The sequence below is a fragment of the Citrobacter sp. MGH100 genome, assembly GCF_001034465.1.
GTDB lineage: Bacteria > Pseudomonadota > Gammaproteobacteria > Enterobacterales > Enterobacteriaceae > Citrobacter > Citrobacter youngae.
The window spans coordinates 20242-46842 of the sequence record NZ_KQ089806.1 but is presented as its reverse complement, the minus strand read 5'-3'; the positions used below and the strand labels follow the sequence as shown (position 1 = coordinate 46842).

General features: G+C 52.9%; 24 protein-coding genes and 4 tRNA genes. 5 read left to right on the top strand and 23 right to left on the bottom strand.

What is annotated here, in order from left to right; genetic code table 11:
- Positions 1–113 precede the first annotated feature (113 nt).
- From yigB to lptM, 5 genes are read right to left on the bottom strand one after another with little or no spacing between them, the layout of a single operon-like run.
- Positions 114–830: a 5-amino-6-(5-phospho-D-ribitylamino)uracil phosphatase YigB gene (gene yigB, locus SK32_RS23590; protein ID WP_048214079.1), complete on the bottom strand. Its 717-nt coding sequence runs from the start codon at positions 828–830 to the stop codon at positions 114–116.
- Positions 830–1732, bottom strand: a complete 903-nt coding sequence (xerC, locus tag SK32_RS23585) for a tyrosine recombinase XerC (RefSeq protein WP_048214078.1) — start codon at positions 1730–1732, stop codon at positions 830–832. Before xerC ends, yigB begins: the two co-directional genes overlap by 1 nt.
- Positions 1729–2436, bottom strand: coding sequence for a DUF484 domain-containing protein (locus SK32_RS23580; protein WP_048214077.1), 708 nt, complete (start codon positions 2434–2436; stop codon positions 1729–1731). Before SK32_RS23580 ends, xerC begins: the two co-directional genes overlap by 4 nt.
- Positions 2433–3257, bottom strand: coding sequence for a diaminopimelate epimerase (dapF, locus tag SK32_RS23575; protein WP_040230073.1), 825 nt, complete (start codon positions 3255–3257; stop codon positions 2433–2435). Before dapF ends, SK32_RS23580 begins: the two co-directional genes overlap by 4 nt.
- Positions 3258–3293: 36 nt before the next feature.
- Positions 3294–3497 carry an LPS translocon maturation chaperone LptM gene (lptM, locus tag SK32_RS23570; protein ID WP_048214076.1) on the bottom strand — a complete coding sequence of 68 codons (204 nt, stop codon included), beginning with the start codon at positions 3495–3497 and terminating at the stop codon, positions 3294–3296.
- 137 nt (positions 3498–3634) lie between these two features.
- On the opposite strand from lptM, the gene cyaY reads away from it, so the two are divergent.
- Positions 3635–3955 (top strand): iron donor protein CyaY, encoded by a 321-nt coding sequence (gene cyaY / locus SK32_RS23565; protein WP_003828967.1) that lies wholly within the window; start codon positions 3635–3637, stop codon positions 3953–3955.
- A 46-nt stretch (positions 3956–4001) separates the two neighbouring features.
- Here cyaY and cyaA read toward each other — a convergent pair whose 3' ends face one another.
- The gene (cyaA, locus tag SK32_RS23560) at positions 4002–6548 is read right to left on the bottom strand and encodes a class I adenylate cyclase (protein WP_048214075.1); all 2547 of its coding nucleotides are present in this window, start codon (positions 6546–6548) and stop codon (positions 4002–4004) included.
- Between the two features lie 389 nt (positions 6549–6937).
- On the opposite strand from cyaA, the gene hemC reads away from it, so the two are divergent.
- The 4 genes from hemC to hemY are packed head-to-tail and all read left to right on the top strand — an operon-like array spanning position 6938 to position 11021.
- The gene (gene hemC / locus SK32_RS23555) at positions 6938–7879 is read left to right on the top strand and encodes a hydroxymethylbilane synthase (RefSeq protein ID WP_048214103.1); all 942 of its coding nucleotides are present in this window, start codon (positions 6938–6940) and stop codon (positions 7877–7879) included.
- A complete protein-coding gene (gene hemD / locus SK32_RS23550; RefSeq protein WP_048214074.1) occupies positions 7876–8616 on the top strand; it encodes a uroporphyrinogen-III synthase in 741 nt (246 codons plus the stop codon). The genes hemC and hemD overlap by 4 nt, the downstream gene beginning before the upstream one ends.
- Positions 8617–8637: 21 nt before the next feature.
- Complete coding sequence (gene hemX, locus SK32_RS23545) at positions 8638–9819, top strand: uroporphyrinogen-III C-methyltransferase (RefSeq protein WP_048214073.1); 1182 nt, start codon at positions 8638–8640, stop codon at positions 9817–9819.
- 2 nt (positions 9820–9821) lie between these two features.
- Positions 9822–11021 (top strand): protoheme IX biogenesis protein HemY, encoded by a 1200-nt coding sequence (hemY, locus tag SK32_RS23540; protein ID WP_048214072.1) that lies wholly within the window; start codon positions 9822–9824, stop codon positions 11019–11021.
- A gap of 455 nt (positions 11022–11476) precedes the next feature.
- Here the strand turns inward: hemY and SK32_RS23535 are convergent.
- The 17 genes from SK32_RS23535 to wecA all read right to left on the bottom strand — a co-directional run bounded on the left by SK32_RS23535 (position 11477) and on the right by wecA (position 26475).
- Positions 11477–11553 (bottom strand) — tRNA-Pro (locus tag SK32_RS23535).
- A 41-nt stretch (positions 11554–11594) separates the two neighbouring features.
- Positions 11595–11680: transfer RNA gene (locus tag SK32_RS23530), tRNA-Leu, on the bottom strand.
- 20 nt (positions 11681–11700) lie between these two features.
- A tRNA-His gene (locus SK32_RS23525) sits at positions 11701–11776 on the bottom strand.
- A gap of 56 nt (positions 11777–11832) precedes the next feature.
- Positions 11833–11909, bottom strand: a tRNA-Arg gene (locus tag SK32_RS23520).
- Positions 11910–12011: 102 nt separating this feature from the next.
- Entirely contained in the window at positions 12012–13397 is a 1386-nt protein-coding gene (gene thrP / locus SK32_RS23515) for a bifunctional threonine/serine APC transporter ThrP (protein ID WP_048214071.1), read from the bottom strand.
- A 278-nt stretch (positions 13398–13675) separates the two neighbouring features.
- Positions 13676–14416 carry a lipopolysaccharide N-acetylmannosaminouronosyltransferase gene (gene wecG / locus SK32_RS23510; RefSeq protein WP_048214070.1) on the bottom strand — a complete coding sequence of 247 codons (741 nt, stop codon included), beginning with the start codon at positions 14414–14416 and terminating at the stop codon, positions 13676–13678.
- Positions 14416–15771: an ECA oligosaccharide polymerase gene (gene wzyE / locus SK32_RS23505; RefSeq protein WP_048214069.1), complete on the bottom strand. Its 1356-nt coding sequence runs from the start codon at positions 15769–15771 to the stop codon at positions 14416–14418. Before wzyE ends, wecG begins: the two co-directional genes overlap by 1 nt.
- On the bottom strand, positions 15768–16847 hold the full coding sequence (locus tag SK32_RS23500) for a TDP-N-acetylfucosamine:lipid II N-acetylfucosaminyltransferase (RefSeq protein ID WP_048214068.1): 1080 nt from the start codon (positions 16845–16847) through the stop codon (positions 15768–15770). The genes wzyE and SK32_RS23500 overlap by 4 nt, the downstream gene beginning before the upstream one ends.
- Positions 16844–18094 (bottom strand): lipid III flippase WzxE, encoded by a 1251-nt coding sequence (wzxE, locus tag SK32_RS23495; RefSeq protein WP_048214067.1) that lies wholly within the window; start codon positions 18092–18094, stop codon positions 16844–16846. Before wzxE ends, SK32_RS23500 begins: the two co-directional genes overlap by 4 nt.
- 1 nt (position 18095) lies before the next feature.
- Positions 18096–19226: a dTDP-4-amino-4,6-dideoxygalactose transaminase gene (gene rffA, locus SK32_RS23490; RefSeq protein ID WP_048214066.1), complete on the bottom strand. Its 1131-nt coding sequence runs from the start codon at positions 19224–19226 to the stop codon at positions 18096–18098.
- A gap of 4 nt (positions 19227–19230) precedes the next feature.
- Positions 19231–19908 carry a dTDP-4-amino-4,6-dideoxy-D-galactose acyltransferase gene (rffC, locus tag SK32_RS23485; RefSeq protein ID WP_048214065.1) on the bottom strand — a complete coding sequence of 226 codons (678 nt, stop codon included), beginning with the start codon at positions 19906–19908 and terminating at the stop codon, positions 19231–19233.
- Positions 19886–20767 carry a glucose-1-phosphate thymidylyltransferase RfbA gene (gene rfbA, locus SK32_RS23480; protein WP_048214064.1) on the bottom strand — a complete coding sequence of 294 codons (882 nt, stop codon included), beginning with the start codon at positions 20765–20767 and terminating at the stop codon, positions 19886–19888. The genes rffC and rfbA overlap by 23 nt, the downstream gene beginning before the upstream one ends.
- 33 nt (positions 20768–20800) lie before the next feature.
- Positions 20801–21868, bottom strand: a complete 1068-nt coding sequence (rffG, locus tag SK32_RS23475) for a dTDP-glucose 4,6-dehydratase (protein ID WP_048214063.1) — start codon at positions 21866–21868, stop codon at positions 20801–20803.
- The gene (gene wecC, locus SK32_RS23470) at positions 21868–23130 is read right to left on the bottom strand and encodes a UDP-N-acetyl-D-mannosamine dehydrogenase (RefSeq protein ID WP_048214062.1); all 1263 of its coding nucleotides are present in this window, start codon (positions 23128–23130) and stop codon (positions 21868–21870) included. Before wecC ends, rffG begins: the two co-directional genes overlap by 1 nt.
- Entirely contained in the window at positions 23127–24257 is a 1131-nt protein-coding gene (gene wecB / locus SK32_RS23465) for a non-hydrolyzing UDP-N-acetylglucosamine 2-epimerase (protein ID WP_048214061.1), read from the bottom strand. Before wecB ends, wecC begins: the two co-directional genes overlap by 4 nt.
- 55 nt (positions 24258–24312) lie before the next feature.
- On the bottom strand, positions 24313–25359 hold the full coding sequence (wzzE, locus tag SK32_RS23460; RefSeq protein WP_048214060.1) for an ECA polysaccharide chain length modulation protein: 1047 nt from the start codon (positions 25357–25359) through the stop codon (positions 24313–24315).
- 12 nt (positions 25360–25371) lie between these two features.
- A complete protein-coding gene (wecA, locus tag SK32_RS23455) occupies positions 25372–26475 on the bottom strand; it encodes a UDP-N-acetylglucosamine--undecaprenyl-phosphate N-acetylglucosaminephosphotransferase (protein ID WP_005133353.1) in 1104 nt (367 codons plus the stop codon).
- Between the last annotated feature and the right edge of the window lie 126 nt (positions 26476–26601).

The window sequence follows — 26601 nt, the reverse complement described above, 5'->3', positions numbered from 1 at the left end:
CCCCCGGAGCGTACTTCAGTACGTGACTGGGGTGAACGAGTGCAGCCAACGCATCTGCAACTTGAAGTGCGACGTGTATGGGCCCCTGGGAATTTATACAGAGTTGTTGGTGATTATATCAGCGAGGTCAGAGATGCCAACTGTGAAATTTCGATATGCGGCAGCAAACGGCTGTCAGCGGTGTGCATCAGGTCGGCATTTTCCGGTTTAATCCAGCAAGCCTGCATACCGCAACGGATGGCTCCCGCGACGTCTGTCGTCAGGTCATCGCCCACGTGCAGAATCTCACCCACGGGCATGTTCAGTTTTTCCGCCGCCAGCGCGTACATGTCGCTGAATGGTTTTGATCGTCCGTCGGGACCGGCGCGCAGCACAAACTCAAAGTAATCACCCAGGCCAAACAGTTCCGGCTGCGCGTTACCGTTGGTAATCGCCACCAGCGGCCATTTGCGGGCCAGCGCTTTCAGCGTGTCATGCGTCGTCTGCGGGACTTCAATGCGGCTACGCCATTTGGCAAAATTCATCATCGCCGCATTCGCCCCCATTCTGGCTTCTGCCGCTGACAAACCCGCTTCCAGCATAGCGCGCTCTACGGCACGGTGACGCCATTGGGTAACATCGTGGTAGATTTCCGGCTCGGCGTCGCGAACGGCCTGACGTAAGCGCTGGAGGTCGCTATTTTGCAGCGAACTCAGCGCCGGATGGTAATTCTGTACAAACGCGAGCGCTTCCTGCTCGGTGCGTGTGATAACGGGACGGTTATCGTAAAGAGTGTCATCAAGGTCAAAGGTGAGCGCAGAAATGCGCCCCAAAGGCCGGTAAAAACGCATTATTTCCCCCGTTTGGCGCGCGGATGCGCCGCATCGTACACTGAAGCCAGGTGTTGAAAATCAAGATGGGTATAGATTTGGGTTGTGGAGAGATTGGCATGACCCAATAACTCCTGCACTCCGCGCAGATCGCCGCTCGACTCCAGCATATGCGTCGCAAAGGAGTGGCGTAATTTGTGGGGATGTACGTGGCTGTTCAGCCCCTGCTTGATACCCCATTCAGCAAAGCGTTTCTGCACGTTACGCGCCGAGATGCGTTTGCCCAGTTTTGACAGAAATAGCGCATCGTCATCGCTGCCAAATAGCCCGCGTAGATCCAGCCAGTGCTCAATCCACGCCACCGCATTGCGGCCAATCGGCAGGCGGCGCTCTTTACTGCCCTTGCCCATCACCCACACTTCGCCGGTGTCGAGATCGAGATGTTTAATATCCAGCCCAACCAGTTCAGATAAACGCAGCCCGGCACCGTACATCACTTCCAGCATCGCACGGTCGCGCACGGCGAGGGGATCGTTGAGATCGATATCCAGCAGGCGATTAACGTCGTCGACGTCGATATTTTTGGGTAAATGGCGCGGCGCTTTGGGTGCGGAAACGCTTTTTGCCGGATTGGCGTTCAGCTCGCCCTGACTGACCATCCAGTCGAAGAAACTGCGCAGTGCAGACAGGCGCAAAGCCAGACTCGCCGGTCCCAGCCCTTTACGGCGGCTGCGCACGGCAAAACTACGAACCATGAGCGCATCACACTGCTGCCAGCTTTGCAGACCGGTTTCACCGGCTAACGCGATGATGGCATCAAGCTGACGCTGATAATTAAGCAATGTGATCGGGCTAAGCTGGCGCTCAACGCCCAGATAGCGCAAAAAGCGCGCCACATCCTGAGAAAGGGGTGAATCGGTCATACGCGTTCAATCCAGCGCTCCAGCAGCTCCGGCAACATCAGCGAGATTTCCTGCAGCAATTGCGTGCCTTGCCCCTGCTGGTAATGATTAACATCACGACTGCTAAACAGCATCACGCCAAGGGATCCATCCTGCCCGAGCATCGACATCGCGACTGAGCCTATGGCTTTCGCCTCCGGCATCATCACCAGCAATTCCGGACCATTAAGCGGCCCAAGATAGTGCTGCGACTGACCCAAACGCTGGATACGCAACGGTTCAAAAGCCTGACGGCTTAATGCCAGATGGGTGAATTTTGAGGGCGCGCCAAGTCGCCAGCGATCCGGGAACAAACGAATCGTCGCTCCCGCCAGCCCTAACTCACGCGCCCAGCGATGAAATCGCATCAGCATGTCGTCGAGACTGTTCGCGGACACCAGTCGTCCTTGCAGATTTAACAGTCGATAGAACAGGCTTTCGTTGGCATTCGCTTGTTCCATCAACAGCGCCATGTTCTCTTCCAGCACGTTGATATGATTGCGTGCCCGAGCCATATGCCATTCAACTAAAGAGACCGTGCCCCGCACCGGGTGCGGGACGCGCATCGCTTCAACCGCTTGAGCATTACGGATAAAAAACTCAGGATTACGTTGCAGATAATCGACGACCGCCCGGTCGTCCAGTTCCATGAGCGTTTCCTGTAGTTCTTCCCCTGGTTGCTTCATAAGTGAATAAATCCGTCGTAGACATGTGCCGCCGGGCCAGTCATATATAACGGATGACCCGGACCTTTCCAGGCGATATCAAGTCGACCGCCCGGTAATTCCACCCTCACTTCATCTGCCAGCAGACCCTGCTGAATACCAACCGCAACAGCGGCGCACGCCCCGCTGCCGCAGGCCTGCGTTTCACCCGCCCCGCGCTCATAAACACGCAGTCGAATATGCTCACGCTTGACCACTTGCATGAAGCCGATATTGGCGCGTTCAGGGAAGCGCTCGTGACTTTCCAGAACCGGTCCCAGTGTTTCTACCGTGGCCGTATCAACATCATCAACCTGAATCACGCAGTGCGGATTCCCCATTGAAACCACGCCGCACAATACTGTCTGCTCGGCCACTCGCATAATATAGGTCTTCTCTGCTTTATTGGCACGAAAAGGGACCTGCGAGGGTTCAAAGTTGGGTTCACCCATGTTGACCCGCACCAGCTCATCATCCGTTACGCTTAATACCATCCGGCCATTCGCGGTACTGACGCGAATATCGCGCTTATTGGTCAGCCCTTTCAGGCGAACAAAGCGGGCAAAACAGCGGGCGCCATTGCCACACTGTGACACTTCACTGCCGTCGGCATTAAAAATACGGTAGTGGAAATCCAGCTCCGGATCGTACGGAGGCTCAACCACCAGCAGTTGATCGAACCCAACACCCAGATGCCTGTCAGACAAGCGACGGATCAGCTCGGGTGAGAAAAAGACATTCTGCGTTACCGCGTCGACGACCATAAAATCGTTGCCAAGGCCATGCATTTTAGAGAATTGCATTGTTTACTCCGTTCACGCGGGTACAGAAACTTACCGTCAGTAATTCACCTGAGAAGGTCCATCACTGATTCCACGATCGTTTTTATCTGGCGTCGTAGATTGTGCTGGTGACTGAATGCTCTTCGTCGGAGGCGGCGCGTTTTTGTCTGCTGGCGGGAAATAGAGAGGTCCCTTCAGACCACAGCCCGTCAGGTTGAACAGTGTAAAAAGTACAGCGAGTGCCTGAAACACGTTTTTCATTATGGATTGCCTGTAAGTTCATGCTTTCTGTTTTCTATCATCGCAGGAGAAGGCGTAAAAGCAAGAGTTTGGCTAAAAACTGCAACGTGATTTATTCCGCGTTATACTGCGACCATCACGAAAAACAGGATAAAAAAATGAACGACAGTGAATTTCATCGCCTTGCCGACACCCTGTGGATGACCATTGAAGAACGCCTGGACGACTGGGACGGCGACAGCGATATCGATTGTGAAATCAACGGCGGCGTGCTGACCATCAGCTTCGAAAACGGCAGCAAAATTATCATTAACCGTCAGGAGCCGCTGCACCAGGTGTGGCTGGCGACCAAACAGGGCGGCTACCACTTTGATCTGAAAGGCGACGAGTGGATCTGCGATCGCAGCGGCGAAACGTTCTGGGATCTGCTGGAACAGGCGGCAACGCAGCAGGCAGGTGAAGAGGTGAGCTTCCGCTAAGTGTGATTGCCGGATAAGGTGTTTACACCGGCATCCGGCATCATGTTCACGAAAAATACTGCTGCAACAGCGGCGTGTCGTTATCCTGACTGGTTTGCGGGACTGGACTAATCGGCTGGGTGCGGAACGGGATCACCTGCGCGCGCCCGTCAGTTTTCACAATCTGATAAAACTGCGGCAGGTTAAAGTTGATAAAACTGGAGCCGTAAGTGAAGCGATCGTGCGACGATGAATAGAAACGGCTGACGTCGCGTACCAGTTCCTCTTTGCTACCTTCGCAGTGGTGATACACCTCGACCCGGTTACTCTCGTCCAGAATGTAGATGTTAAAGCCCTGCTCATCACCCGTTTCTTCGAAAAAGAACTGAATGATCCCTTCACTGGCAAATCCGTCCACCACCGACGGGAGTTTCACATGGTTGGTTTCAACCTGAACGGAAAGCCCGTGCAGTTTGTTATGTGAAATCGCGCCATAGAATTCAATCGCGTTTTCCAGCTTCTGCACCGAGACGTTCAGGCGTTCGAAGAACAGTCCCCATGTCTGGCCGGAAACACGCAGTGCTTTAAAGCGTCCGGTTTCCTGGCGCGTACTGGACAGGCGTAATTCGATGCACTCAGACACCAGTTGCTGTACGCGAGTACGAATTAAACCGCGCAGATGCTGGCTATAGCAGAAGACCTCGACGCTATCCGGCGGCGCGGCATCCTGATGCATTTTGCCCAGAATCGTTTTTAACGCTTCAATCATCGCCTGCTCGCCGTTGAAGTGCAGGGTTCGCACTTCATTCCACGAGTTGCGATACAGCAGGTCTACGCTACCCACCAGACAATTTTGCTCTTCGCCAAAGCTGAAGACATCCAGCTTACGGAAATCAAAATGCACCACCTGATTGCGAAACGCCGCCGTCGGGTCATATTCGAGGTTAACGATAATCGCCAGATGACGAATTTCGCACGGGCTGTATAGCGCTTTTGGCGTCGGTGCCGGCAGACGCAGCGGGAAGTGGTGCGACACATCAGCGACCATCTCCTGCAGCTTCGGCAAGTCGACAATACCGTTACCCTTAATAAACAAATGCGTACGCGAGGTCAGCAGACCGTTAAACCACGCCCACGCTACCAGCTTATTGAGGTAGCGGTTATATTCCAGCGGCTGATGGCTGATGATCGAATCCATGTTAGGCGCGCGGTTGTAGAGATACCAACCCGAACGGTTAGCGCGACCTGGCGGCACGTGGATAAAGGTCAGATTGGGTTCTGAGAGATCCGGTGAGATCTGCGGGTTCACCAGCGTCACTTTGCCGGGCAAGGCTTCAAATGCGGCATACAGCTTACGGGTCAGCACGCCAATATCCTGCGGACTGGCGCTGACGCTAAGATTGTTACGGCGCGCAAAACGGATCAAATTACGATAGCTCTGCATCATTGCGTCGAGCAGTTCGTTGTGCGCTTCGCGTACCTGGTCAATTTTCCAGTTAGCGCGATTATCCAGCATGGTCAGACGGGCTTCATCCCAACCCCACTCTGTCACTAACTGACTTAATACTTCACGACGCCAGCCCACGCAGGCGCGTTCACGGCTCAGTTTCTCACAGACTTTTAAGTAGAAACATCGACGCACTAAATCCAGACGCGTCGGGTCTTCGATCGCCGTGAGGTATTCGGTCACGCGCTCCAGCATCATGCAGTATGGGTCGAGACCAAAAGAGACAATCTCGCCGTCGTGCAGGCGCTGTTTAATGTCTTTCGCCAACAGGCGTGGATTGGGGTATTCCCAGGAATAGGCTTCCAGCAGCAGCGTTTTCAGCACCGCTTTGTACGGGGAGTCGATACTCTTGTACAGCTGCCAGAGGCTGGCGCCAAAATACTCTTCGGCAGAGAGCGAACTGAGCCCGCCGAGATCCAACCATTCGTTTGGCGTTAGCACCCCTTGTGCGTAGAGCGTCATGACGTAATCGTCGTAATGCTCTTCTTCGTCGCCCGGCACCATATTCCACAGAATACGTTTACCCGCGAGGCGCACAGCGGTGCGATAGAATTCATCAAGCAGCAGAATATGCTGCGTCGAGCCACAGTCCTCACCACCCAGACTGCCGCTTTCATTGTGACGGAAACGGTTTTCGTCAATCAGGAAGAAACTGACTTCCACGCCCAGCGACGCGGCCCAACTTTCCAGCAGGCTACATTTACGCTGCAGCAACTGGCGCTCTTCGCTATCCAGCCAGGATTGATGGCAGACCCAGATATCAAGGTCAGACGAACAGCTCTGCCCTACCGAAGAGGTACTGCCCATCGAGTAAACGCCGGTGATCGGCAGTTCGCCCTTTGGGGGATCCTGCGGCGACATACCGCGGTACAGTTCCAGCTCATTCAGGTAGTGGCGTTGGGTTTCATCAGGCGTGTAAAAGCATATGCCTTTGGGAACGTTACCATCGAGGTAACCCGGCATCAGTGGGTGGTGGTAGTGCAATAATGTCGGCAGCAGACTGTATACCTGCTGGAAGGCAGGTCCCATGGCAGCAAGCGCGCGATCCACACGCAGTTGATTTATGGCATCCAGTCTCTGTTTCAGAGTCTCAATATAGAGGTACAAGACGTATCGCCTGATGTTGCATCCGTCATGGTGTCGATAGCGGCGGCGCAAACGCTCACCACCCTCGTTATCAATCCGGATAAACCGTATGTCAAAAATAACCGTTACCTTTTTCACCTGCACTTTTATTAGTTACAGATGAAAAAATGGTCTAAAACGTGATCAATTTAACACCTTGCTCATTGACCGTAAAGAAAGATGCGCTACTTACAAGTGTAGCACCGTTCGTTACGTGTAAATTCCTTCATACGGTCGGGAGGTTTCTCGTCATTAATCACTGCCAGTGATGATGCAGCGCCTTTTCCCCTCACTTACGTTTGAGCGTAACGCTGACATCCCTTTGATAAGGATGTTAGGATGGTCAATGATTGATAATGACGGTAACAAGCATGTTAGACAATGTTTTGAGAATTGCCACACGCCAAAGCCCCCTTGCGCTCTGGCAGGCACATTATGTCAAAGACGCCTTAATGGCAAACCACCTCGGTCTGATCGTGGAACTGGTTCCCATGGTGACCCGTGGCGACGTGATTCTGGATACCCCACTGGCAAAAGTCGGGGGTAAAGGTTTGTTTGTTAAAGAGCTGGAAGTCGCACTACTGGAAAAACGCGCCGATATCGCCGTGCACTCCATGAAGGATGTGCCGGTTGAATTCCCTGACGGTCTTGGACTGGTCACCATTTGCGAGCGTGAAGATCCGCGTGATGCTTTTGTCTCCAATAAGTACAACACGCTGGATGAACTCCCGGCAGGTAGCATCGTTGGAACGTCCAGCTTACGTCGCCAGTGCCAGTTGGCGAAGCGTCGTCCGGACCTCATCATCCGTTCGCTGCGCGGCAACGTAGGCACTCGCCTGAGCAAACTGGATAACGGCGACTACGACGCGATTATTCTGGCGGTCGCCGGATTAAAACGCTTAGGACTGGAGTCGCGAATCCGTACTGCTCTGCCGCCAGAAGTCTCCCTGCCTGCGGTCGGACAAGGCGCAGTTGGCATAGAATGTCGACTGGATGACATGCGCACTCAGGCGCTGTTAGCGCCGCTCAACCATGAAGAAACTGCGCTACGCGTCAAAGCCGAACGTGCCATGAACACCCGCCTGGAAGGGGGATGTCAGGTGCCAATCGGCAGTTATGCCGAACTAATCAACGGTGAGATTTGGCTACGAGCGCTGGTTGGCGCGCCTGACGGTTCGCAGATGGTATGCGGAGAACGTCGCGGCGCCGCGCAGGATGCGGAAAAAATGGGTATATCTCTGGCAGAAGAACTGCTGGAGAACGGTGCGCGCGCCATTCTGGCTGAAGTTTATAACGGAGATGCCCCCGCATGAGTATTCTGGTCACCCGCCCGTCTCCCGCTGGGGAAGAGTTAGTGAGCCGTCTGCGCACACTGGGGCAGGTGGCCTGGAGCTTTCCGCTTATTGAGTTCGCGCCGGGCCGGGAACTGCCAACGCTTGCCCCCCGTCTTTCGGCGCTCACCGAAAACGATCTGGTCTTCGCACTCTCGCAGCACGCCGTCACCTTTGCCGATGCCGAGCTTCAGCGGCAAGGGGTAAGTTGGTCCACTCTCCCGCACTATTTTGCCATCGGCCGTACAACGGCGCTGGCGTTACACACCGTGAGCGGATGCAATATTCACTACCCTCTGGATCGGGAAATCAGCGAAGTCTTGCTACAATTACCTGAATTACAAAATATTGCGGGAAAACGCGCACTGATATTACGCGGCAACGGTGGCCGCGAGCTAATAGGTGAAACCCTGACAGCACGCGGAGCTGATGTCGATTTTTGTGAATGTTATCAACGCAGTGCAAAACATTACGATGGCGCAGAGGAAGCGATGCGCTGGCAATCTCGCGGCGTGACCACGCTGGTTGTCACCAGCGGAGAGATGCTACAACAGCTCTGGTCGCTCATTCCGCAATGGTATCGTGAGCACTGGTTACTACGCTGTCGGCTGCTGGTCGTCAGTGAGCGTCTGGCGCACCTCGCCCGGGAACTGGGCTGGCAAGATATTAAGGTCGCTGATAACGCTGACAACGATGCGCTGCTACGCGCATTACAATAACTCTCATAATGGGATGCCATAATGACGGAACAAGAAAAAACCTCCGCCGTGGTTGAAGAGACCAGGGAGGCCGTGGAAACCACATCACAGCCAGTCAATACTGAAAAAAAGAGTAAGAACAGCACGGCGCTGATTCTGAGCGCGGTGGCGATTGCTATTGCGCTGGCGGCAGGTGTGGGGCTGTATGGCTGGGGAAAACAGCAGGCCACTACGCAGACAGCAACCAGTGATGCGCTGGCAAACCAGCTCATGGCGCTGCAAAAAGCGCAAGAAACCCAAAAGACCGAGCTGGAAGGCATTATTAAGCAGCAGGCAACACAACTGGATGAAGCCAATCGCCAGCAGACTGCGCTGGCCAAACAGCTTGATGAGGTTCAGCAAAAAATCGCCACTATCTCCGGAAGCGATGCCAAAACATGGCTACTGGCGCAGGCCGATTTTCTGGTGAAACTGGCGGGGCGTAAATTATGGAGCGATCAGGACGTTACCACCGCCGCAGCGTTGCTGAAAAGCGCCGACGCCAGCCTGGCTGACATGAATGACCCCAGTTTAATTGCCGCTCGTCGCGCGATTACCGACGATATCGCCAGCCTCTCTGCGGTAACTCAGGTCGACTATGATGGCATTATCCTCAAGGTAAACCAGCTCGCTAACCAAATTGATAACCTGCGTCTGGCTGATAACGATACCGATGATTCACCGATGGATTCTGACAGCAGCGAGCTTTCCAGTTCCATTAGCGAATGGCGCGTCAATCTGCAAAAAAGCTGGCAGAACTTTATGGACAGTTTTATCACCATTCGCCGTCGTGATGAAACCGCCGTCCCGCTACTGGCGCCAAACCAGGATGTTTACTTACGTGAGAACATCCGTTCACGCCTGCTAGTGGCGGCGCAAGCCGTACCTCGCCATCAGGAAGAAACATACCGCCAGGCGCTGGAAAATGTCTCCACGTGGGTTCGCGCCTATTACGACACTGACGATGCGGCGACAAAAGCGTTCCTTGAAGAGGTCGATCAACTGAGCCAGCAAAGCATCAGCATGGACGTACCGGAAACACTTCAGAGCCAGGTTATTCTTGAGAAGCTAATGCAGACTCGCGTGCGTAATTTGCTGGCCCAGCCATCCACATCACCGGCTGAAGCCGCACCTGCACCAGTACCTCAGGCAGATGCTCCGGCAGCCGCGCCGCAAGGAGAATAATGATGCTAAAAGTATTGTTGCTCTTTGTGCTGTTGATCGCCGGGATCGTCGTCGGTCCGATGATAGCCGGTCATCAGGGCTACGTGCTGATCCAGACGGATAACTACAACATCGAAACCAGCGTGACGGGTCTGGTGATCATTCTGATCGTCGCGATGGTCATTCTTTTTGCGATTGAGTGGCTGCTGCGCCGTATATTCCGTACTGGTGCGCATACCCGCGGCTGGTTCGTGGGGCGTAAACGCCGTCGTGCGCGTAAGCAGACCGAGCAGGCGCTGCTTAAACTGGCAGAAGGCGACTATCAGCAGGTTGAAAAGCTGATGTCAAAAAATGCCGATCACGCAGAACAGCCGGTGGTGAATTACCTGCTGGCGGCAGAAGCGGCTCAGCAGCGTGGTGATGAAGCTCGCGCTAATCAACACCTTGAACGCGCAGCCGAACTCGCCGGAAATGATACGATCCCAGTCGAAATCGCCCGTGTTCGTTTGCAGCTGGCGCGTAATGAAAACCATGCCGCACGCCACAGCGTAGACAAACTGCTGGAAGTGACGCCACGTCATCCGGAAGTCTTGCGCCTGGCTGAACAGGCTTATATTCGCACCGGCGCATGGAGTTCTTTGCTGGATATCATTCCATCAATGGCGAAAGCGCATGTGGGTGATGAAGAACACCGTGCGATGCTGGAACAGCAGGCATGGGTGGGTCTGATGGATCAGGTTCGCGCCGATCAGGGCAGCGAGGGATTACGCGCATGGTGGAAAAACCAGAGCCGTAAGACTCGTCATCAGGTTGCCCTGCAGGTGGCGATGGCAGAACATCTGATTGAGTGTGACGATCACGATACGGCACAGCAAATCATCATCGATGGTCTGAAACGTCAGTATGACGACCGCCTGGTGCTGCCGATCCCACGTCTGAAAACCAACAACCCGGAACAGATAGAAAAAGTACTGCGCCAGCAAATTAAAGTGGTGGGCGACCGCCCACTGCTGTGGAGTACGCTTGGTCAGTCATTGATGAAGCACGGTGAATGGCAGGAAGCTACGCTCGCCTTCCGTGCCGCGCTTAAACAACGCCCGGATGCATACGACTACGCCTGGCTTGCCGACGCACTGGACAGGCTGCATCAGCCGGAAGAAGCCGCCACCCTGCGCCGTGATGGCCTGATGTTGACACTGCAGAACAACAATCCCCCGCAGTAACTCCTGAATGCCCGGTGACGCTTTCGCTTACCGGGCCTACATATTTTTCAATCGTATACGCAAAATCATTCGAGAAGCAGCTCGAAGGATTTTGTTTATGCATAAAAAAACGCCCGCTCGGTAAGGAGCAGGCGTTAAACAGGTCTGTATGACAACATAAATGGGTGCTTCACTCAACGTTATGTCCATGGTGTTTGATGAAGCTAAAGCGACATCTGTCAGTGGACGATAAGCACCGTAAACGGCTCTGCATCATTCCTGAGTTTATGAGGCCTGATGGCGAACATAAGAGATGGAATGAGCATCTACACGCATATTATTACACAGCGTATGCGGTGATTGCACTGTAAAAACCAGGGATTGCGGCTTTTTAGGACTTCATGACATTTGGGGGAGAAGAGGTACAAAAGCGAAGAACAGAAAACAAAAAACCCCGCCGAAGCGGGGTTCAAAATTGGTCGGCGAGAGAGGATTCGAACCTCCGACCCACTGGTCCCAAACCAGTTGCGCTACCAAGCTGCGCTACTCGCCGTTTTACTGCTTTTTGAATTTTTAGTTCAATTCTTTAAGTCGTGGTGCGAGGGGGGGGACTCGAACCCCCACATCCTAAGGACACTAACACCTGAAGCTAGCGCGTCTACCAATTCCGCCACCTTCGCATTTCACAACTTTAAATTAATGGGGTGGCTAATGGGATTCGAACCCACGACAACTGGAATCACAATCCAGGGCTCTACCAACTGAGCTATAGCCACCACTGCAAATCTTTTACGCGGTATTAAAACCACCGCAGCTCCGGCACCTTACTAAATGGTGCGCCCGACAGGATTCGAACCTGAGACCTCTGCCTCCGGAGGGCAGCGCTCTATCCAGCTGAGCTACGGGCGCTTAGCGCCGTTGCGGGGCTGGATATTACGGAGGTCTCGGTCTGCTGTCTAGTGCTTTTTTAAAATAAATTATCGTTTGGTCACGCTTTGTGCGTTTTGTCGCTTATTCCTGCAATTTTTGGGCTGTGCCATGACGATTCAGGCCAAAAACCTTATAAATGAGCGTCACCGCCAGTAAGAAGCCGATGCCAACAAACAGCGACATTCGGGTATCTTCATTAAAGTACATGCCGATTAATACGCAAATCAGGAACGCCATCGTCAAATAATTCGCCCACGGGAACAAAATCGAGCGGAAAGGATGACTGGCGATCGCCGCCTTATGGGCCTGACGGAAACGCAGTTGGCTTATCAGGATCACAAACCATGGCACCATCCCCGGCAGTACGCTGGCGCTATAAACATAAACGAATACACGCTGCGGGTTGGGAATGATGTAGTTCAGGCACGAACCAATCAGCAGGATGGCGATAGAAATGGCCACGCCGGCAACCGGTACGCCATGACGCGAAACTTTTCCAACAGCGGCGGGTAGTTGGCGATTCTTTGCCAGCGCATAGAGCATACGGCCACAGCTGTACATCCCGCTGTTACAGCCAGATAGCGCCGCCGTCAGGACCACAAAGTTGATAATCCCAGCGGCCGCTGTAATACCAATCCTGGCAAAAGTGAGAACGAACGGGCTGCCGTTACTGCCAATCTCATTCCACGGGAAGATAGTGACGATAACAAAAATCGCCCCCACGTAGAAAATCAGGATACGCCACAGCACTTTACCTACCGCGCTACGCAGTGTGACCTGTGGATTTTTCGCTTCACCAGCCGTGATGCCGATCAGCTCCACGCCCTGATAGGAAGCAACAACAATACACAATGCTGTCAGGAACCCTTTCCAGCCCCCCGCGAAGAAACCGCCATGCTCGGTCAAATTGCCAAAGCCGATCGCCTGACCACCGTTACCAAAGCCGAAGAAAATAACCCCTACGCCAATGACAATCATCACAATGATGGTGGTCACTTTGATCATGGCAAACCAGAATTCGATTTCACCATACAAGCGAACTGCTGCCAGGTTTGCTAACGCAACCAGTCCAACAGCAATCAGTGCGGGTATCCATTGCGCCATTTCCGGGAACCAGAACTGCACGTAGACCCCAATGGCGGTAATCTCCGAGATCCCCACCGCCATCCACATAAACCAGTATGACCATGCGGTAAGATAGCCAAAGAAGGGGCTCATGTAGCGGTGAGCGTAAACGGCGAATGAGCCGGTGACCGGCTCCAGGAACAACATCTCCCCCATGGAACGCATGATGAAGAAGACGAACAACCCAGCGACGATATACGCCAGAAGAACCGACGGTCCCGCCCATTTCAGGGTACTGGCAGCCCCCATAAACAGTCCGACGCCAATGGTGCCCCCAAGGGCAATTAATTCGATGTGACGAGCCTCCAGCCCACGCTGTAGCTCAGGTTTGTTCTCGGCCATAGATCCTCTTGTTGTGTTTGCATTGTTTCCGGTATTACCGGTTATCGTTATGGGTACATCGTTTTTTGCCATAACAGGCCATTCAGCACCGACCACTTTACGGTTGGCGCCAAAAACACCACGGCACTGCAATGATTGTGGCGAATGGTTTCTTAAAATCGCCTAAATGGCAATTAAAGCATTCAAAAAATAAATAGATTGTGCGAGAAAGCAGCGATTATGTTGTGAATAAGTAGCGCGTTTAGCATAACGCGCTACTGAACAACGCAGAGGTGATGTCAGAGATTGCCGGTATAGTGCCAGCGGAGATAACGTAATAAACGAAGTTGGCGGGTGATGCGACTTGGTTGCAGCAGCAAGCGATACAGCCACTCCAATCCCAGGCTCTGCCAGAATTTGGGCGCGCGCTTTACGTGCCCGGTGAACACATCGTAGGTGCCGCCCACGCCCATATACAGCGCATGCGGATGGACCTGGCGACAGTCGCGCATAAAAATTTCTTGTTTCGGCGAACCCATCGCCACGGTAACAAGTTGTGCGCCGCTGGCATGAATACGCTCAAACAGCGCCTGACGCTGATCGGCGGTAAAATAGCCATCCTGACTGCCAACAATATTGACGTGCCATTGTGCGCGCAGTTTTGCCTCTGTTTGTGCCAGAACATCAGGCTTACCGCCCACCAGGAATACGGGCGTTCCTTCCTTCCCGGCGCGAGCCATCAGCGCTTCCCAGAGATCGGCCCCCGCCACACGTGATACCTGCGCCTGCGGGAATTTTTTACACACGGAACGCACCACGCTGATCCCATCCGCATATTTAAACTCAGCGGCCTCGATCAACGTCCGAACCTCTGGGTTATCCTCCGCTGTCAGCATTTTTTCAGCGTTAATTGCTACCAGCGTCCCCTGCCTGAGACGTCCCCCGGCAAACAGGTAATTCAGCGCATGTTGCATATCGCGCCAGCCAATCAGTTCTAATCCGCGCAGTGAATACAGCGGCGCAGTTGTGTTATCTGTCATTACGATCCTTCAACCTGTGTCCGGGGCACCGACTTTATTCGTTTATGGATGAGTCCCGCACTATCAAACAGCCAGTACAACAATTTTGCCACCAACAGACAGACGCCGAAAATCACGAGGAAAAAAACCACTCGCGAGACAAACGAATCTAACCCTTCACGTGCCAAAACGATCATATTAAAAATGGCACCGAAACAGAAACTGTGCAAAATCGCCGACTTATAGCGATTAGTTTCCCGGTTGCCTAATTCATACAACCAGTCGAACCATTTAATAATTAGGCCGACGACAATCGCGCCTAACGGTATAAACAGCGCCCCGCCCATCACCACCAGCGAACCAATTAACGTCGGCGAAATCGCCAGCCCCGAGTGGTTATTCAACACTTCCCAGGTAAAGTAGTTCGCTGAGTTGAGAACAATGCCAGGTCGTCCCGGCCACAGCCAGGAAGGGATAAAGACGTAGAAGTCACGAACAATCGGTGCCAGTCCCTGAAACTCAATATTGTGGTAATTTTGCAGCAATAGCGCCAGATTCTCCCACGGCGAGAAGGTATCGCGCGTGAGGTACAGGAAAGTATAGAACGCCTCATCACCGCTGACGTTCATCCCGTAGCGCTTCAGCGCCAGCCAGAACATCCCGACAATACCCAGGACGCCCGCCGCGGCCAGCATCCACAGCGAAATCCAGCCGCGAATAATGCCGATAAACAGGAAAATGGCAAACGCGATAATAATATTGGCGCGGGTTCCGCCAACAATCATGTACGTCAGCAACCCAAATGCAACGGTACTCACCAGGAAGAACAACCACGCTTTGCTGTCCTGACGCAGGAAGTAGACCACCAGCATCGCCGGAATGAAGAAGTAGAAGAAGCGTTTCAGAGCCACCCCGGAGACTTCACTGGAGAAAATCTGGCTATAGGATTGCAACCTGAACAGCAGGAAACCGTTGTGCATAAAGAAAATGCCCACGCTCACCAGCGCAATCGCCATCAGGATAATCCAGGTCAAATGTGCTTCAACGCGATTGATGGTAAACAGCGGTTTGCGCGTTCTCTCCGGGCTCCGTTTCCGCAGGCGTGTTTTATAGGTCACATAGTACACTGCGTAGAAGCAGGCAGCGGACAGCAACGCCTGCAGCAAAATTTCCGGCGGGGCCACCGCCACATCAAAGCGAAATACCAGCACGCTGGTCAACGGAAAACCAAAGAAAAACGTCAATAAGAACAGCAATGAGAAGAAGACATTGAAGTTAAACCGCACGCGTCGGAATTCAAACCAGGTCAGCGTGGCGATAAACAAAGTCGAGAGCAGCCACACCACCAGCAGACCGCTGAATTGCATCAGACTCATACGGTTTCTCCTGAGGCAATGCGCAGCGCGTTATGCCACGGTTGCAGATAATTCGGGCTAAAGAAAGTAATTGCACTTTTATCAACCGATGCCAGTTGGCGCTGCGCCTCGCGTACGATACCTTCATTGAGTACATCTGTCGTAAACAGAACCGGGATGTTTTGCTCTGCCATATCCTGCCAGAATGGGTTTTCACGATTGAGCACGCACGGGATCCCCGCCTGAATCAGCAGACACAATGTACCAATCCCCTGCTGACGGGCAAAGATAAAGTAACCCAGATCGCACTGACGCAGTAGCGCCAGATAGGCATCAAACTCCAGCTTTTCACTGAGAATTTGCAGGTTATCGGCGCTAAATAACGCCAGACCCGCCTGGCGCACTTCTTCAATATAGCCTGCATTATTTGCCGGGTAACCCATTGGCACAATCACGTTAACCGTGTCGCCGAACTGCTGATGGACAGCACGCAGCGCGGCAATATGCTCATTACTGCGATCGCCAGAGTTTCCGACCAGGATCGTCATTTTCCCGCGTCGCTGGCGCTCATTGCTCATATTGTTCAGCGACGGATCCATACGGGTTGGGAAATAGAGCAATTCCCCGCGAACACGCGGATGCAGCTCAGCGAAATAGCTCAGATCGCCTCGCGTGGCAAAGACACAACCCACGCGGTTTTGTGCCATTCGGCGAATCGGGTAAAACAGACGGAATTTCAGCCCACTGGAGACTTCATACAGATCGGCACCCCAAATATGCCAGTAAAACTGCTCAGGCTTAATCCCCCCGCTCAGCAATGCCAGCCACAGACTAGTATTGAACTGCCCATGAAAGAAGAAACGCTGCTGGCGATCCGTCTTAGCTTTGGCGATAACGGCCTCTGCCAGCGCCTTTTTTCCACCGTAGAAACTCAGTGATAACGCCGGGTAGCTCTCGCTAAATCCCGTATCCTGACCGGCAACCATAAACACGCGCGCGTGCTCACTTGTTGCAGCCAACGCGTCGTTGAAGAACCGCAGCACGGTTTGGTTATGGTGAGGGATATCCGATCCCAGAACGTGAATCAGTACAGTCATACCCGCCTACGCCAGAGTAAAAACACGCCACAACAAAGAGAAAAATAGACGATGTACGTTGCCATATAGGCCTGTGCCGCGCCCAGAGCACCGTGCGCGGGGATCAACCAGTGGGCAAATGCCGTCAACAAAATGAACTGGCTAATTTCGGCCAGAATATAAAACCGCAGCGAGGCCTTCGCGATCACCAGATAGCCAAATACGTAGGCACCCACTTTCAGTACATCCCCCACCAGTTGCCAGGCAAACAAATCACGCATGGCGGTGAATTTAGCGGAGAAAAGCAGCCAGATAGCAAAATCACGTAACAGCCAGACGGTAAAACTCGCGGCGGCAACTGCCGGTAATACAAATTTCAGCGATTTGATAACTTCACGCGTGATGTCGCGCTTTTCAGTCAGGCGAGACAGTGTTGGCAGCAGATACACACTGAATGAAGCGGTAATAAATTGCAGGTACGCATCAGAGATACTGCTCACCCCCTGCCAAATCCCCACGTCATCCCAGCTGTATTGCACCGCCAATAGGTTTCGCATCATCACATACGCCACGGGCAGCGTCACAGAGGTAATGAGCGCCATCAACGTAAACTTGCTTAGCTGCCCTGCCAGACCGTTATCCCACGAGGGCTTCAGGTAATGCAGAGGAATAGTGCCACGCTTAATCAGCATGATGGCTGCAGGGATAACCACCAGCGCTGGCACCAGCGCCAGCCCCAGCAAAGCACCTTCGTATCCGCCCAACCGATAGCAGCCGTAGTAGGCCACGACGCCGACCAGGCTGCCAATAATCAGCGATAGCGCATTACCTGCGGCATCGCGGAATCCTTTCATCAACGCCAGCAACAGGTTTGCCCAGGCAATCCCCATCTGTACCAGCGCAACCAGGCGTACCAGCCCCTGAAAATGCGTATGACCAAACAATCCCTGACTGATAGGCGCTGCTGCCAGCAAAAAAATCGCCGCCATCAGCGTAGAGAATCCCAACACCATTGCGGATGATGTCCCCACCACCTTACGCAACCGCGCCGGGTCATCATGGTGCTGCGCAACGTATTTCGTGACGCCGTTGAAAATCCCAGCGCCCGCCAACACGCCAAGCACGGTGACCATCTGACGGAAGTTTCCCGCCTGGCCCACACCCGCAGGGCCGAAAGAGACCGCCAGCAGTTTTACCACCAACAAACCCGCACCAATTTTTACCAGCGTACTGGTAGCCGTCCACAAGGACGCTTTAGCCAGCGACATATCAGGAGAAGTAGTTGAGTAAGGTCGTAATTACTGTGCGCTGGTTCACCAGCGACAGGTTATAAAACAGCGGCAGACGCAGCAGGCGTTCACTCTCTTTGGTGGTGTAACGATCGACTCCGGAAAACACGCCGAATTTATCGCCAGCCGGACAATCATGCAGCGGAATATAATGGAATACCGCCATAATTTCGGCTTCTTTCAGGAAGTTAATCAACGCCGTGCGATCGTCAATATCACGCAGCTTGATATAAAACATATGGGCGTTCTGCGCACAACCTTCCGGGATGGCGGGTAAATCAATACGCCCGGCACGCGCCAGCGGTTCGAGGGCATCATAATAATTCTGCCACAGCACCAGGCGCTGATGATTTATACGCTCTGCCGCTTCCAGTTGCGCCCACAGATAGGCAGCCTGGAGATCGGACATCAAATAGCTGGAGCCAATATCACGCCAGGTATATTTATCAACCTGACCGCGGAAAAATTGACTGCGATTCGTCCCCTTTTCACGGATGATTTCTGCACGTTCAACTAATTTACGGTCGTTGATCAGCGTCGCCCCGCCTTCACCGCCTGCGGTATAGTTTTTGGTTTCATGGAAGCTAAAGCAGCCAATATGCCCAATGGTCCCCAGCGCACGGCCTTTGTAGGTCGACATTACGCCCTGAGCAGCATCTTCTACCACGAACAGGTTGTATTGTGACGCCAACGCCATAATGGTATCCATTTCACAGGCAACCCCGGCGTAGTGCACCGGCACAATAGCGCGGGTTTTCTCGGTGATCGCCGCTTCAATCAGCGTTTCATCAATGTTCATGGTATCCGGGCGGATATCGACAAAGACGATTTTTGCGCCACGCAGCACGAATGCGTTCGCGGTAGATACAAATGTGTAGCTGGGCATGATGACTTCATCGCCGGGCTGGATGTCCAGCAATAATGCCGCCATCTCCAGTGATGCGGTACAGGAAGGCGTCAGCAGCACCTTCTCACTGCCAAAATGCTGCTCCAGCCATTGCTGGCAACGGCGGGTAAAACCACCATCGCCACACAGCTTGCCGCTGCTCATCGCTGACTGCATGTATTCAAGCTCGGTTCCCACCACCGGCGGTGCGTTAAATGGAATCATTTTGTCACCTGTATAACCAGTACGCGGTGCTTTCCACATTTGCACCGCTCTGTATATAACGTTTAAGCGCGGCGGTGTTGCCCATCTGGGTCGCCACCCGCAATGTTGTTTTACCGCGAGCCTGTGCCCAGCAAAGCGCAGCCTGCATGAGTTCGGCACCCGCACCACGACCAGCCAGTAAGCCAATACGTGCATCAGTATCATTGACGTCACGTAGTGAGACATAACCGCGAATCCCACCTGTCTGTGTACGAAAAATGAGGCACTGATGATCGAACGTGCCCAGCACAGCGTTTTCTATCCACTGTGCATAAAAACGCGCACTGGCCTCCACGGGATACCACGGTGCGCGGAAACGACTTTGGGCGAACGCCTCTCCTGCCAGTCGACGCAGCAGCGGAATATCCGCAGCTTGCGCCACCTGTGCACCGGGATTTTCACGGGCGCACGTTACCGGCAGAACAAAGTCCATCTCACCTTCGACCAGTGAAAAGCCCAACTGCTGTAAAGCATCTAATTCATACGTATTTGCAGCAGGAATTTTTGCCTGCACCCGTTCCCAGCGCTGTAAAACTTCTGCTGTCAGGATCGGTGCGTGCGGGTCAAACCGTACGATGGCGCTATTCACGCCAAAGAACGTATTTTCCCAATCCAGAGACTCAATACTGGCGCGGACGGGCACGGAGAAGCTCCAGCAAATATTGGCCGTAGCCTGTTTTAGCCAGAGAGCTGGCGGCACGTCTAACACCTTCATCATCCAGCCAGCCATTACGCCATGCTATCTCTTCCAGGCAGGCGATTTTAAAGCCCTGACGTTTCTCCACCGTCTGCACAAACGTGCTCGCTTCAATCAGACTGTCGTGCGTACCGGTATCCAGCCAGGCAAAGCCACGGCCAAGCAATTCAACGGTCAGATTGCCATCGTCAAGGTACATCTGGTTAATGGAGGTAATTTCCAGTTCCCCACGCTCAGAAGGTTTCACGCGCTTTGCGTATTCCACTACCTTACTGTCGTAGAAATAGAGTCCTGTCACCGCCCAGTTTGATTTTGGTTCTTTCGGCTTCTCTTCCAGCGAGACTGCGCGAAAATTGTCATCAAACTCAACCACACCGAAACGCTCAGGATCCATCACCTGATAGCCAAATACCGTCGCACCTTGTGTTCTGGCAGCGACGTGGCGTAGTTTTGGACTAAATCCCTGACCAAAGAAGATATTGTCCCCAAGCACCAGACATGATGGTTCGCCGTTAAGGAACGTTTCACCAATAATGAATGCCTGTGCTAAACCATCCGGGCTGGGCTGCTCTGCATAATGCAGTTCAATACCGAACTCAGAGCCATCTCCCAGCAAACGCTGGAAATACCCTTTATCTTCCGGTGTGGTAATAATGAGGATCTCGCGAATTCCCGCCAGCATCAGTACCGATAGCGGGTAATAGATCATGGGCTTATCGTAAATAGGCAATAGCTGCTTCGATACGCCGCGCGTAATGGGGTACAGGCGAGTGCCTGAGCCACCTGCCAGAATGATACCTTTCATATGATCCCTCCTCCGGGCGCCAAAACCAGGCTGTTAGCCCTTCAGGCCCAAACGCTCACCCTGGTAGCTGCCATCCTGCACGGGTTTCCACCAGGCCTCATTTGCCAGATACCATTGCACGGTTTTACGCATGCCACTTTCAAACGTTTCCTGCGGCACCCAGCCAAGTTCACGCGCAATTTTCGACGCATCAATGGCATAGCGCAGATCATGGCCTGGGCGATCTTCAACATAAGTGATCAATTCACGATACCGCATAACACCTTTTGGTTTTTGCGGTGCCAGTTCTTCCAACAAGCTGCAAATCGTTTCGACCACGTCCAGGTTTTTACGCTCGTTATGACCACCAATATTATAGGTCTCGCCAACCGCGCCTGTAGTCGCGACGCAATAGAGCGCCCGGGCATGATCTTCCACATACAGCCAGTCACGAATCTGCTGTCCGTTGCCGTACACCGGCAGAGGTTTTCCCGCCAGTGCATTGAGAATCATCAGCGGGATCAGTTTTTCCGGGAAATGGTAGGGCCCATAATTGTTGGAGCAGTTAGTCATTAACGTTGGCAGCCCGTACGTACGTAGCCAGGCACGTACCAGATGATCGCTGCTGGCCTTTGACGCGGAATAAGGACTACTCGGTGCATACGGCGTTGTTTCGGTAAAGAAATCATCCGTAGAATGCAGGTCGCCGTACACCTCGTCGGTTGATATATGGTGGAAACGAAACGCCTGCTTTTTATCATCGGCTAACACATTCCAGTATGCGCGAGCGGCTTCCAGCAACGTGTAGGTTCCGACAATATTGGTTTCAATAAATGCGGCGGGGCCATCGATAGAACGATCAACATGACTTTCTGCCGCCAGGTGCATCACGCAATCCGGCTGATACTGTTGAAACACGTTGTCGAGCGCCAGGCGATCGCAGATATCAACTTGTTCAAAGGCAAAACGGGCATTCTGTGCAACCGGCGCCAGCGACATCAGGTTTCCGGCATAGGTTAACTTATCAACCACTACCACGGCATCCCGAGTCTCATTAATGATGTGACGCACAACCGCTGAGCCAATAAATCCTGCACCACCGGTAACCAGAATTCGTTTCATTAGCGCCAGACTCCTTTGGTATCAACCACGTATTGCTGGTGAACCGCATCGCCTTTAATCGCTTTAAATTCATTATGGTCAACCAGCATCACCAGCACATCGGCGCTTGCCAGCGCATCGTCCAGTTTCGCCAGTTGGCACAGGCCATCCAGTTTTTTCGGCAACTGATGGATATTCGGTTCAACCACCAGCGTCTCGCCGCTGTGCCAGCGTGCGATACTTTGCGCCACCCCCATTGCCGGGCTTTCACGTAAATCATCAATATTCGGTTTGAACGCCAGACCAAAACAGGCAATTTTTACGTCGCTGGCACGTTTATTGGTCTCCGTCAGACAATCCGCTACAGCGGCTTTTACCCGATCGACAACCCAATGAGGCTTACTATCATTTACCTCGCGCGCGGTGCGGATCAATCTCGCCTGCTGCGGGTTCTGCGCCACAATAAACCACGGGTCGACCGCGATACAGTGCCCGCCAACACCAGGTCCAGGCTGCAAAATGTTAACCCGCGGGTGACGGTTCGCCAGACGGATCAGTTCCCAGACGTTAATCCCCTGATCGGCGCAAATCAGCGACAGTTCATTAGCAAAGGCGATATTGACATCGCGGAAGCTGTTTTCGGTCAACTTGCACATTTCTGCAGTGCGGGCGTTAGTCACCACACATTCACCTTCGAGGAAGATGTTGTACAGTTCGCTGGCGCGCATAGAACAAACGGGGGTCATTCCGCCAATCACACGGTCATTTTTAATCAGTTCAACCATCACCTGGCCTGGCAGCACGCGCTCCGGACAATAAGCAATGTTCACGTCAGCCTGTTCCCCCGCCTGCTGCGGGAAAGTCAGATCAGGGCGCATTTCTGCAAGCCATGCTGCCATCTGCTCCGTTGCCCCGACGGGTGACGTCGATTCAAGGATCACCAACGCCCCTTTTTTCAGCACCGGCGCAAGCGACTTCGCTGCGGCTTCAACATAGACCATATCGGGTTCATGCTCCCCCTTGAAGGGGGTCGGCACAGCAATCAGATAAGCGTCTGCTTCAACAGGTGTCGTAACCGCACGCAGAAAGCCATTTTCGACTGCTGTTTTCACCACAGCACCCAAATCAGGTTCAACGATGTGGATTTCACCGCGGTTAATGGTATCCACCGCATGTTGATTTACATCTACGCCAATAACATGTTTTTGACGGGAAGCAAAAGCGGCCGCCGTCGGCAGTCCGATATAACCCAGCCCAATGACAGAAATGGTCGTAAAACTCATAGCGATATCCGATTATTTTTTAACGCGTGTAAAATGCGGCCACACGCCTGCCCATCACCATACGGATTATGGGCGCGGCTCATGGTCTGATATTCATTTTCGTCATGCAGCAAGCGCGTGACTTCTGCCACAATACGCTGAGGGTCAGTCCCAACCAGACGTACTGTGCCTGCGGTAATGGCTTCTGGCCGCTCCGTTGTTTCTCGCATCACCAACACAGGTTTGCCCAGAGAAGGGGCTTCCTCCTGAATCCCGCCGGAATCGGTAAGGATAAGCCAGGCATGATTCATCAGCCAGACGAATGGCAGATAGTCCTGTGGCTCAATCAGAATCACGTTCTCAACATGACCCAAAATACGATTTACCGGCTCGCTAACGTTGGGGTTCAGGTGTACGGGATAGACAATCTGTACATTCTGATTAGCCGCGGCAATTTCCGCCAGTGCATGGCAGATTTGCTCAAAGCCGCGACCAAAGCTTTCCCGACGATGACCGGTTACCAGGATCATCTTCTTATCCGCATCCAGGAAAGGATAGCGCTCAGCCAGTTCAGCGCGCAGTGCTTCATTTCCGAGTACACGATCGCGAACCCAGATCAACGCATCAATAACCGTGTTCCCCGTGACAAAAATACGGTCATCCGGAATGGTTTCACGCAACAGGTTTTGGCGTGAATTTTCAGTTGGGGAAAAGTGATACATTGCCAGGCGCCCGGTCAGTGTACGGTTTGCCTCTTCCGGCCAGGGAGAATAGAGATCGCCAGTTCGCAACCCAGCCTCAACATGCCCCACCGGAATACGCTGATAAAACGCGGCCAGGCTGGTCGCAAGGGTTGTTGTTGTATCACCGTGGACTAGCACCACATCAGGTTTGAACTCAGCGAGGATTGGCTTTAATCCTTCCAGAATTCGACAGGTAATTTCTGTCAGTCCCTGACCTGGCTGCATAATATTGAGATCGTAGTCAGGTACGATGGAAAAGAGGTGCAATACCTGATCGAGCATCTCCCGATGCTGTGCAGTGACGCAAACTTTCGCGTCGAAATCAGGATCTTTAGCCAGCGCATGAACCAGAGGAGCCATCTTAATGGCCTCCGGTCGCGTACCAAATACAGTCAGTACTTTCACATCGATTCTCTTCGGATTGGCAGTGAGAGCCCAGCCCCTCACTGCAACGGTATTGCTAAATCGAACGGCGACGGGTTAACGCGACACCAGCACCGATCAGGGCCCCAACGATGCCCCACATAATCATCAGGAAGGCACGACGTGGGCTATCACGTTTTACCGGTTCTTCCGGCGTCCGCAAATAACGATAGGTCTGAAAACGCGGATCCAGGGTCGGTCCTACGTTCAGCGTGTTCAGCATGGCTCTGTTTTGAAAATAGTCCATATCAAAATCTGGGCCAACAGATTGCAGGTTTTCGAGTCGCGCCTGCAGCATAGGGCGTCCGAGTAAAAACAACTCAGAATCAGGCAACTCTTCAGCAGGGACATCAGTAGAAGTACGCGAAATATTATGCTGCTCAGCAATTTTGAGCGCTTGTTCAATGTTATGAACACGGCGAGAGAAAATCGATTTTGCTACCTCTTCCTGCCGTTTGACCTGCGCTTTCATTTGCACCGTCCGCGCAGCCCATGCGCCTTTCAGCTCATCGTTCAGATGACGTGCTGCACGCTGGCTGGCAAAGGCCACGTACTGGCGCAGAAGATTGTTGGCATCAGGTGCCGTTTCCGCAATAAGCTTCACGCTGTCATTGGTGTTCCGCAACGCATCACCAGGCATAAACTGAATGTTGTTGATCAGTTCATCCAGCAGCGCGGCATCGGCTTTACTGTTTCCGACCATACGCTGCTTGTAATAATCAGTCTGCTGCCAGAATTCACGGCGCGTATCCCAGGAGGCAAGCTGCATGATAAATTCTTTATAGGCTTCATCCATCACCGACGGCTGGTCCGTTGATGCGAGGCTGGCCTTAATATCCAGGTTGCGCAGGAACTGTTGTTGAGAGTAATAGCCCCCCAACATATTCACCGTAGGCTTGTCTGAAATAGCCGTTGCGCTCCACTCCTGACGGGCGAAAAAAGTATAGGCGAGAGCAACAAGTGCAAATGCGAGCGCCATACCGACAATCCACACCTTCCCTGCCCATAAGGTACGAAACAACCCACGGATATCCAGTTCATTTTCAGCGCTCATGGCGTCTTCCCCCGGTAATGGTTGTGTCATCGCATCCTCAATTCACTTGGTTAAGTTTGGTTTGCCTTCACGAATTCTTCGCAGTCTGCGCTTCACTCGCTTGATAAATCTCGCCACTTTCCAGGCACGCTTGATACAGTATCCGTAGAGGCCAAATGCCATTAAAAACAGCACCAGCATGGCCCATTCCGGAACCAAACGGAAATATTCAGCCAGCACACCGATCGATGCCAGCACGGCCGCCGCCAGCGTAATCAGAACAAATGCCTGGCGGGAAGTAAACCCTGCCCGCATCACCAAATGATGAATGTGCTGGCGATCGGCTGAGAACGGGCTCATGCCCTTACGCAAACGGCGGTACATGATCGCCACCATATCCATTAACGGGATGGCGATAATCCACAGTGCGGTAACTGGGCTTATAGGATGTGTTTTGCCCTGCGTGGTTTCCAGCAGGATCCAGATGATGGTAAAACCAATCAGCGTACTGCCAGCATCACCCATGAAGACTTTATAACGGCGCCCAAGAACGCCCAGGTTCAGCAGAATATAAGGCAGAATGGCGGCGATCATCGCAAAACACCATACGGCCAGACTCGTCTGCCCATCGAACCACAGGATAAACCCCATCGCCGCGAATGAAACGCTGGACAGCCCACCTAACAGGCCGTCAATACCGTCCACCATATTGAAAGCATTAATTGCCGCCCAGACGGCAAACAGCGTCAGTAAATAGCCAAACGGGCCAAGAATCATCTCCCAGGGGCCAAAAATATACCCAAGGCTAAGAAGATAGAGTTTGCCAACCGACATCATGATAATGCCGATCGCGGCCTGGATAGTTGCGCGGATTTTTACACTGATATCAAAACGATCGTCCAGCGCGCCAACCAAAACCAGCACGCCGGCACAGGCCAGATAGAGAGAAGCATGCGGGATGTAATAATCAGCAATCACAAACGTAAAGCAAATACCTGCGTAAGCCGAAATCCCCCCAACCAGCGGGATCAATCCTTGATGCCGTTTGCGAAAGTTGGGTTTATCCACTAAACCAATCTTTTTTGCGACCTTACGCGCAAAGAAAAGAAACAGTGTTGTGAATAAAAAAATACTGATGAGATCAGTGCTTACTGTCAGTAAATTCACAATGCATGCTCTCAGAGAAAATTAATAGCAGAAGTATAACCACGAAGACCTTTATTCAGAAGGGAAACCCGTCTCCATATCCGATGGTTCTGTATAATTATCAACCACAAGATACAAATTACGAAT

What these genes read in the sequence shown, in the direction of transcription:
- yigB (WP_048214079.1), bottom strand. Translation starts at nt 830, where the DNA reads ATGCGTTTTTACCGGCCTTTGGGGCGCATTTCTGCGCTCACCTTTGAC.
- xerC (WP_048214078.1), bottom strand. Translation starts at nt 1,732, where the DNA reads ATGACCGATTCACCCCTTTCTCAGGATGTGGCGCGCTTTTTGCGCTAT.
- SK32_RS23580 (WP_048214077.1), bottom strand. Translation starts at nt 2,436, where the DNA reads ATGAAGCAACCAGGGGAAGAACTACAGGAAACGCTCATGGAACTGGAC.
- dapF (WP_040230073.1), bottom strand. Translation starts at nt 3,257, where the DNA reads ATGCAATTCTCTAAAATGCATGGCCTTGGCAACGATTTTATGGTCGTC.
- lptM (WP_048214076.1), bottom strand. Translation starts at nt 3,497, where the DNA reads ATGAAAAACGTGTTTCAGGCACTCGCTGTACTTTTTACACTGTTCAAC.
- cyaY (WP_003828967.1), top strand. Translation starts at nt 3,635, where the DNA reads ATGAACGACAGTGAATTTCATCGCCTTGCCGACACCCTGTGGATGACC.
- hemC (WP_048214103.1), top strand. Translation starts at nt 6,938, where the DNA reads ATGTTAGACAATGTTTTGAGAATTGCCACACGCCAAAGCCCCCTTGCG.
- hemD (WP_048214074.1), top strand. Translation starts at nt 7,876, where the DNA reads ATGAGTATTCTGGTCACCCGCCCGTCTCCCGCTGGGGAAGAGTTAGTG.
- hemX (WP_048214073.1), top strand. Translation starts at nt 8,638, where the DNA reads ATGACGGAACAAGAAAAAACCTCCGCCGTGGTTGAAGAGACCAGGGAG.
- hemY (WP_048214072.1), top strand. Translation starts at nt 9,822, where the DNA reads ATGCTAAAAGTATTGTTGCTCTTTGTGCTGTTGATCGCCGGGATCGTC.
- thrP (WP_048214071.1), bottom strand. Translation starts at nt 13,397, where the DNA reads ATGGCCGAGAACAAACCTGAGCTACAGCGTGGGCTGGAGGCTCGTCAC.
- wecG (WP_048214070.1), bottom strand. Translation starts at nt 14,416, where the DNA reads ATGACAGATAACACAACTGCGCCGCTGTATTCACTGCGCGGATTAGAA.
- wzyE (WP_048214069.1), bottom strand. Translation starts at nt 15,771, where the DNA reads ATGAGTCTGATGCAATTCAGCGGTCTGCTGGTGGTGTGGCTGCTCTCG.
- SK32_RS23500 (WP_048214068.1), bottom strand. Translation starts at nt 16,847, where the DNA reads ATGACTGTACTGATTCACGTTCTGGGATCGGATATCCCTCACCATAAC.
- wzxE (WP_048214067.1), bottom strand. Translation starts at nt 18,094, where the DNA reads ATGTCGCTGGCTAAAGCGTCCTTGTGGACGGCTACCAGTACGCTGGTA.
- rffA (WP_048214066.1), bottom strand. Translation starts at nt 19,226, where the DNA reads ATGATTCCATTTAACGCACCGCCGGTGGTGGGAACCGAGCTTGAATAC.
- rfbA (WP_048214064.1), bottom strand. Translation starts at nt 20,767, where the DNA reads ATGAAAGGTATCATTCTGGCAGGTGGCTCAGGCACTCGCCTGTACCCC.
- rffG (WP_048214063.1), bottom strand. Translation starts at nt 21,868, where the DNA reads ATGAAACGAATTCTGGTTACCGGTGGTGCAGGATTTATTGGCTCAGCG.
- wecC (WP_048214062.1), bottom strand. Translation starts at nt 23,130, where the DNA reads ATGAGTTTTACGACCATTTCTGTCATTGGGCTGGGTTATATCGGACTG.
- wzzE (WP_048214060.1), bottom strand. Translation starts at nt 25,359, where the DNA reads ATGACACAACCATTACCGGGGGAAGACGCCATGAGCGCTGAAAATGAA.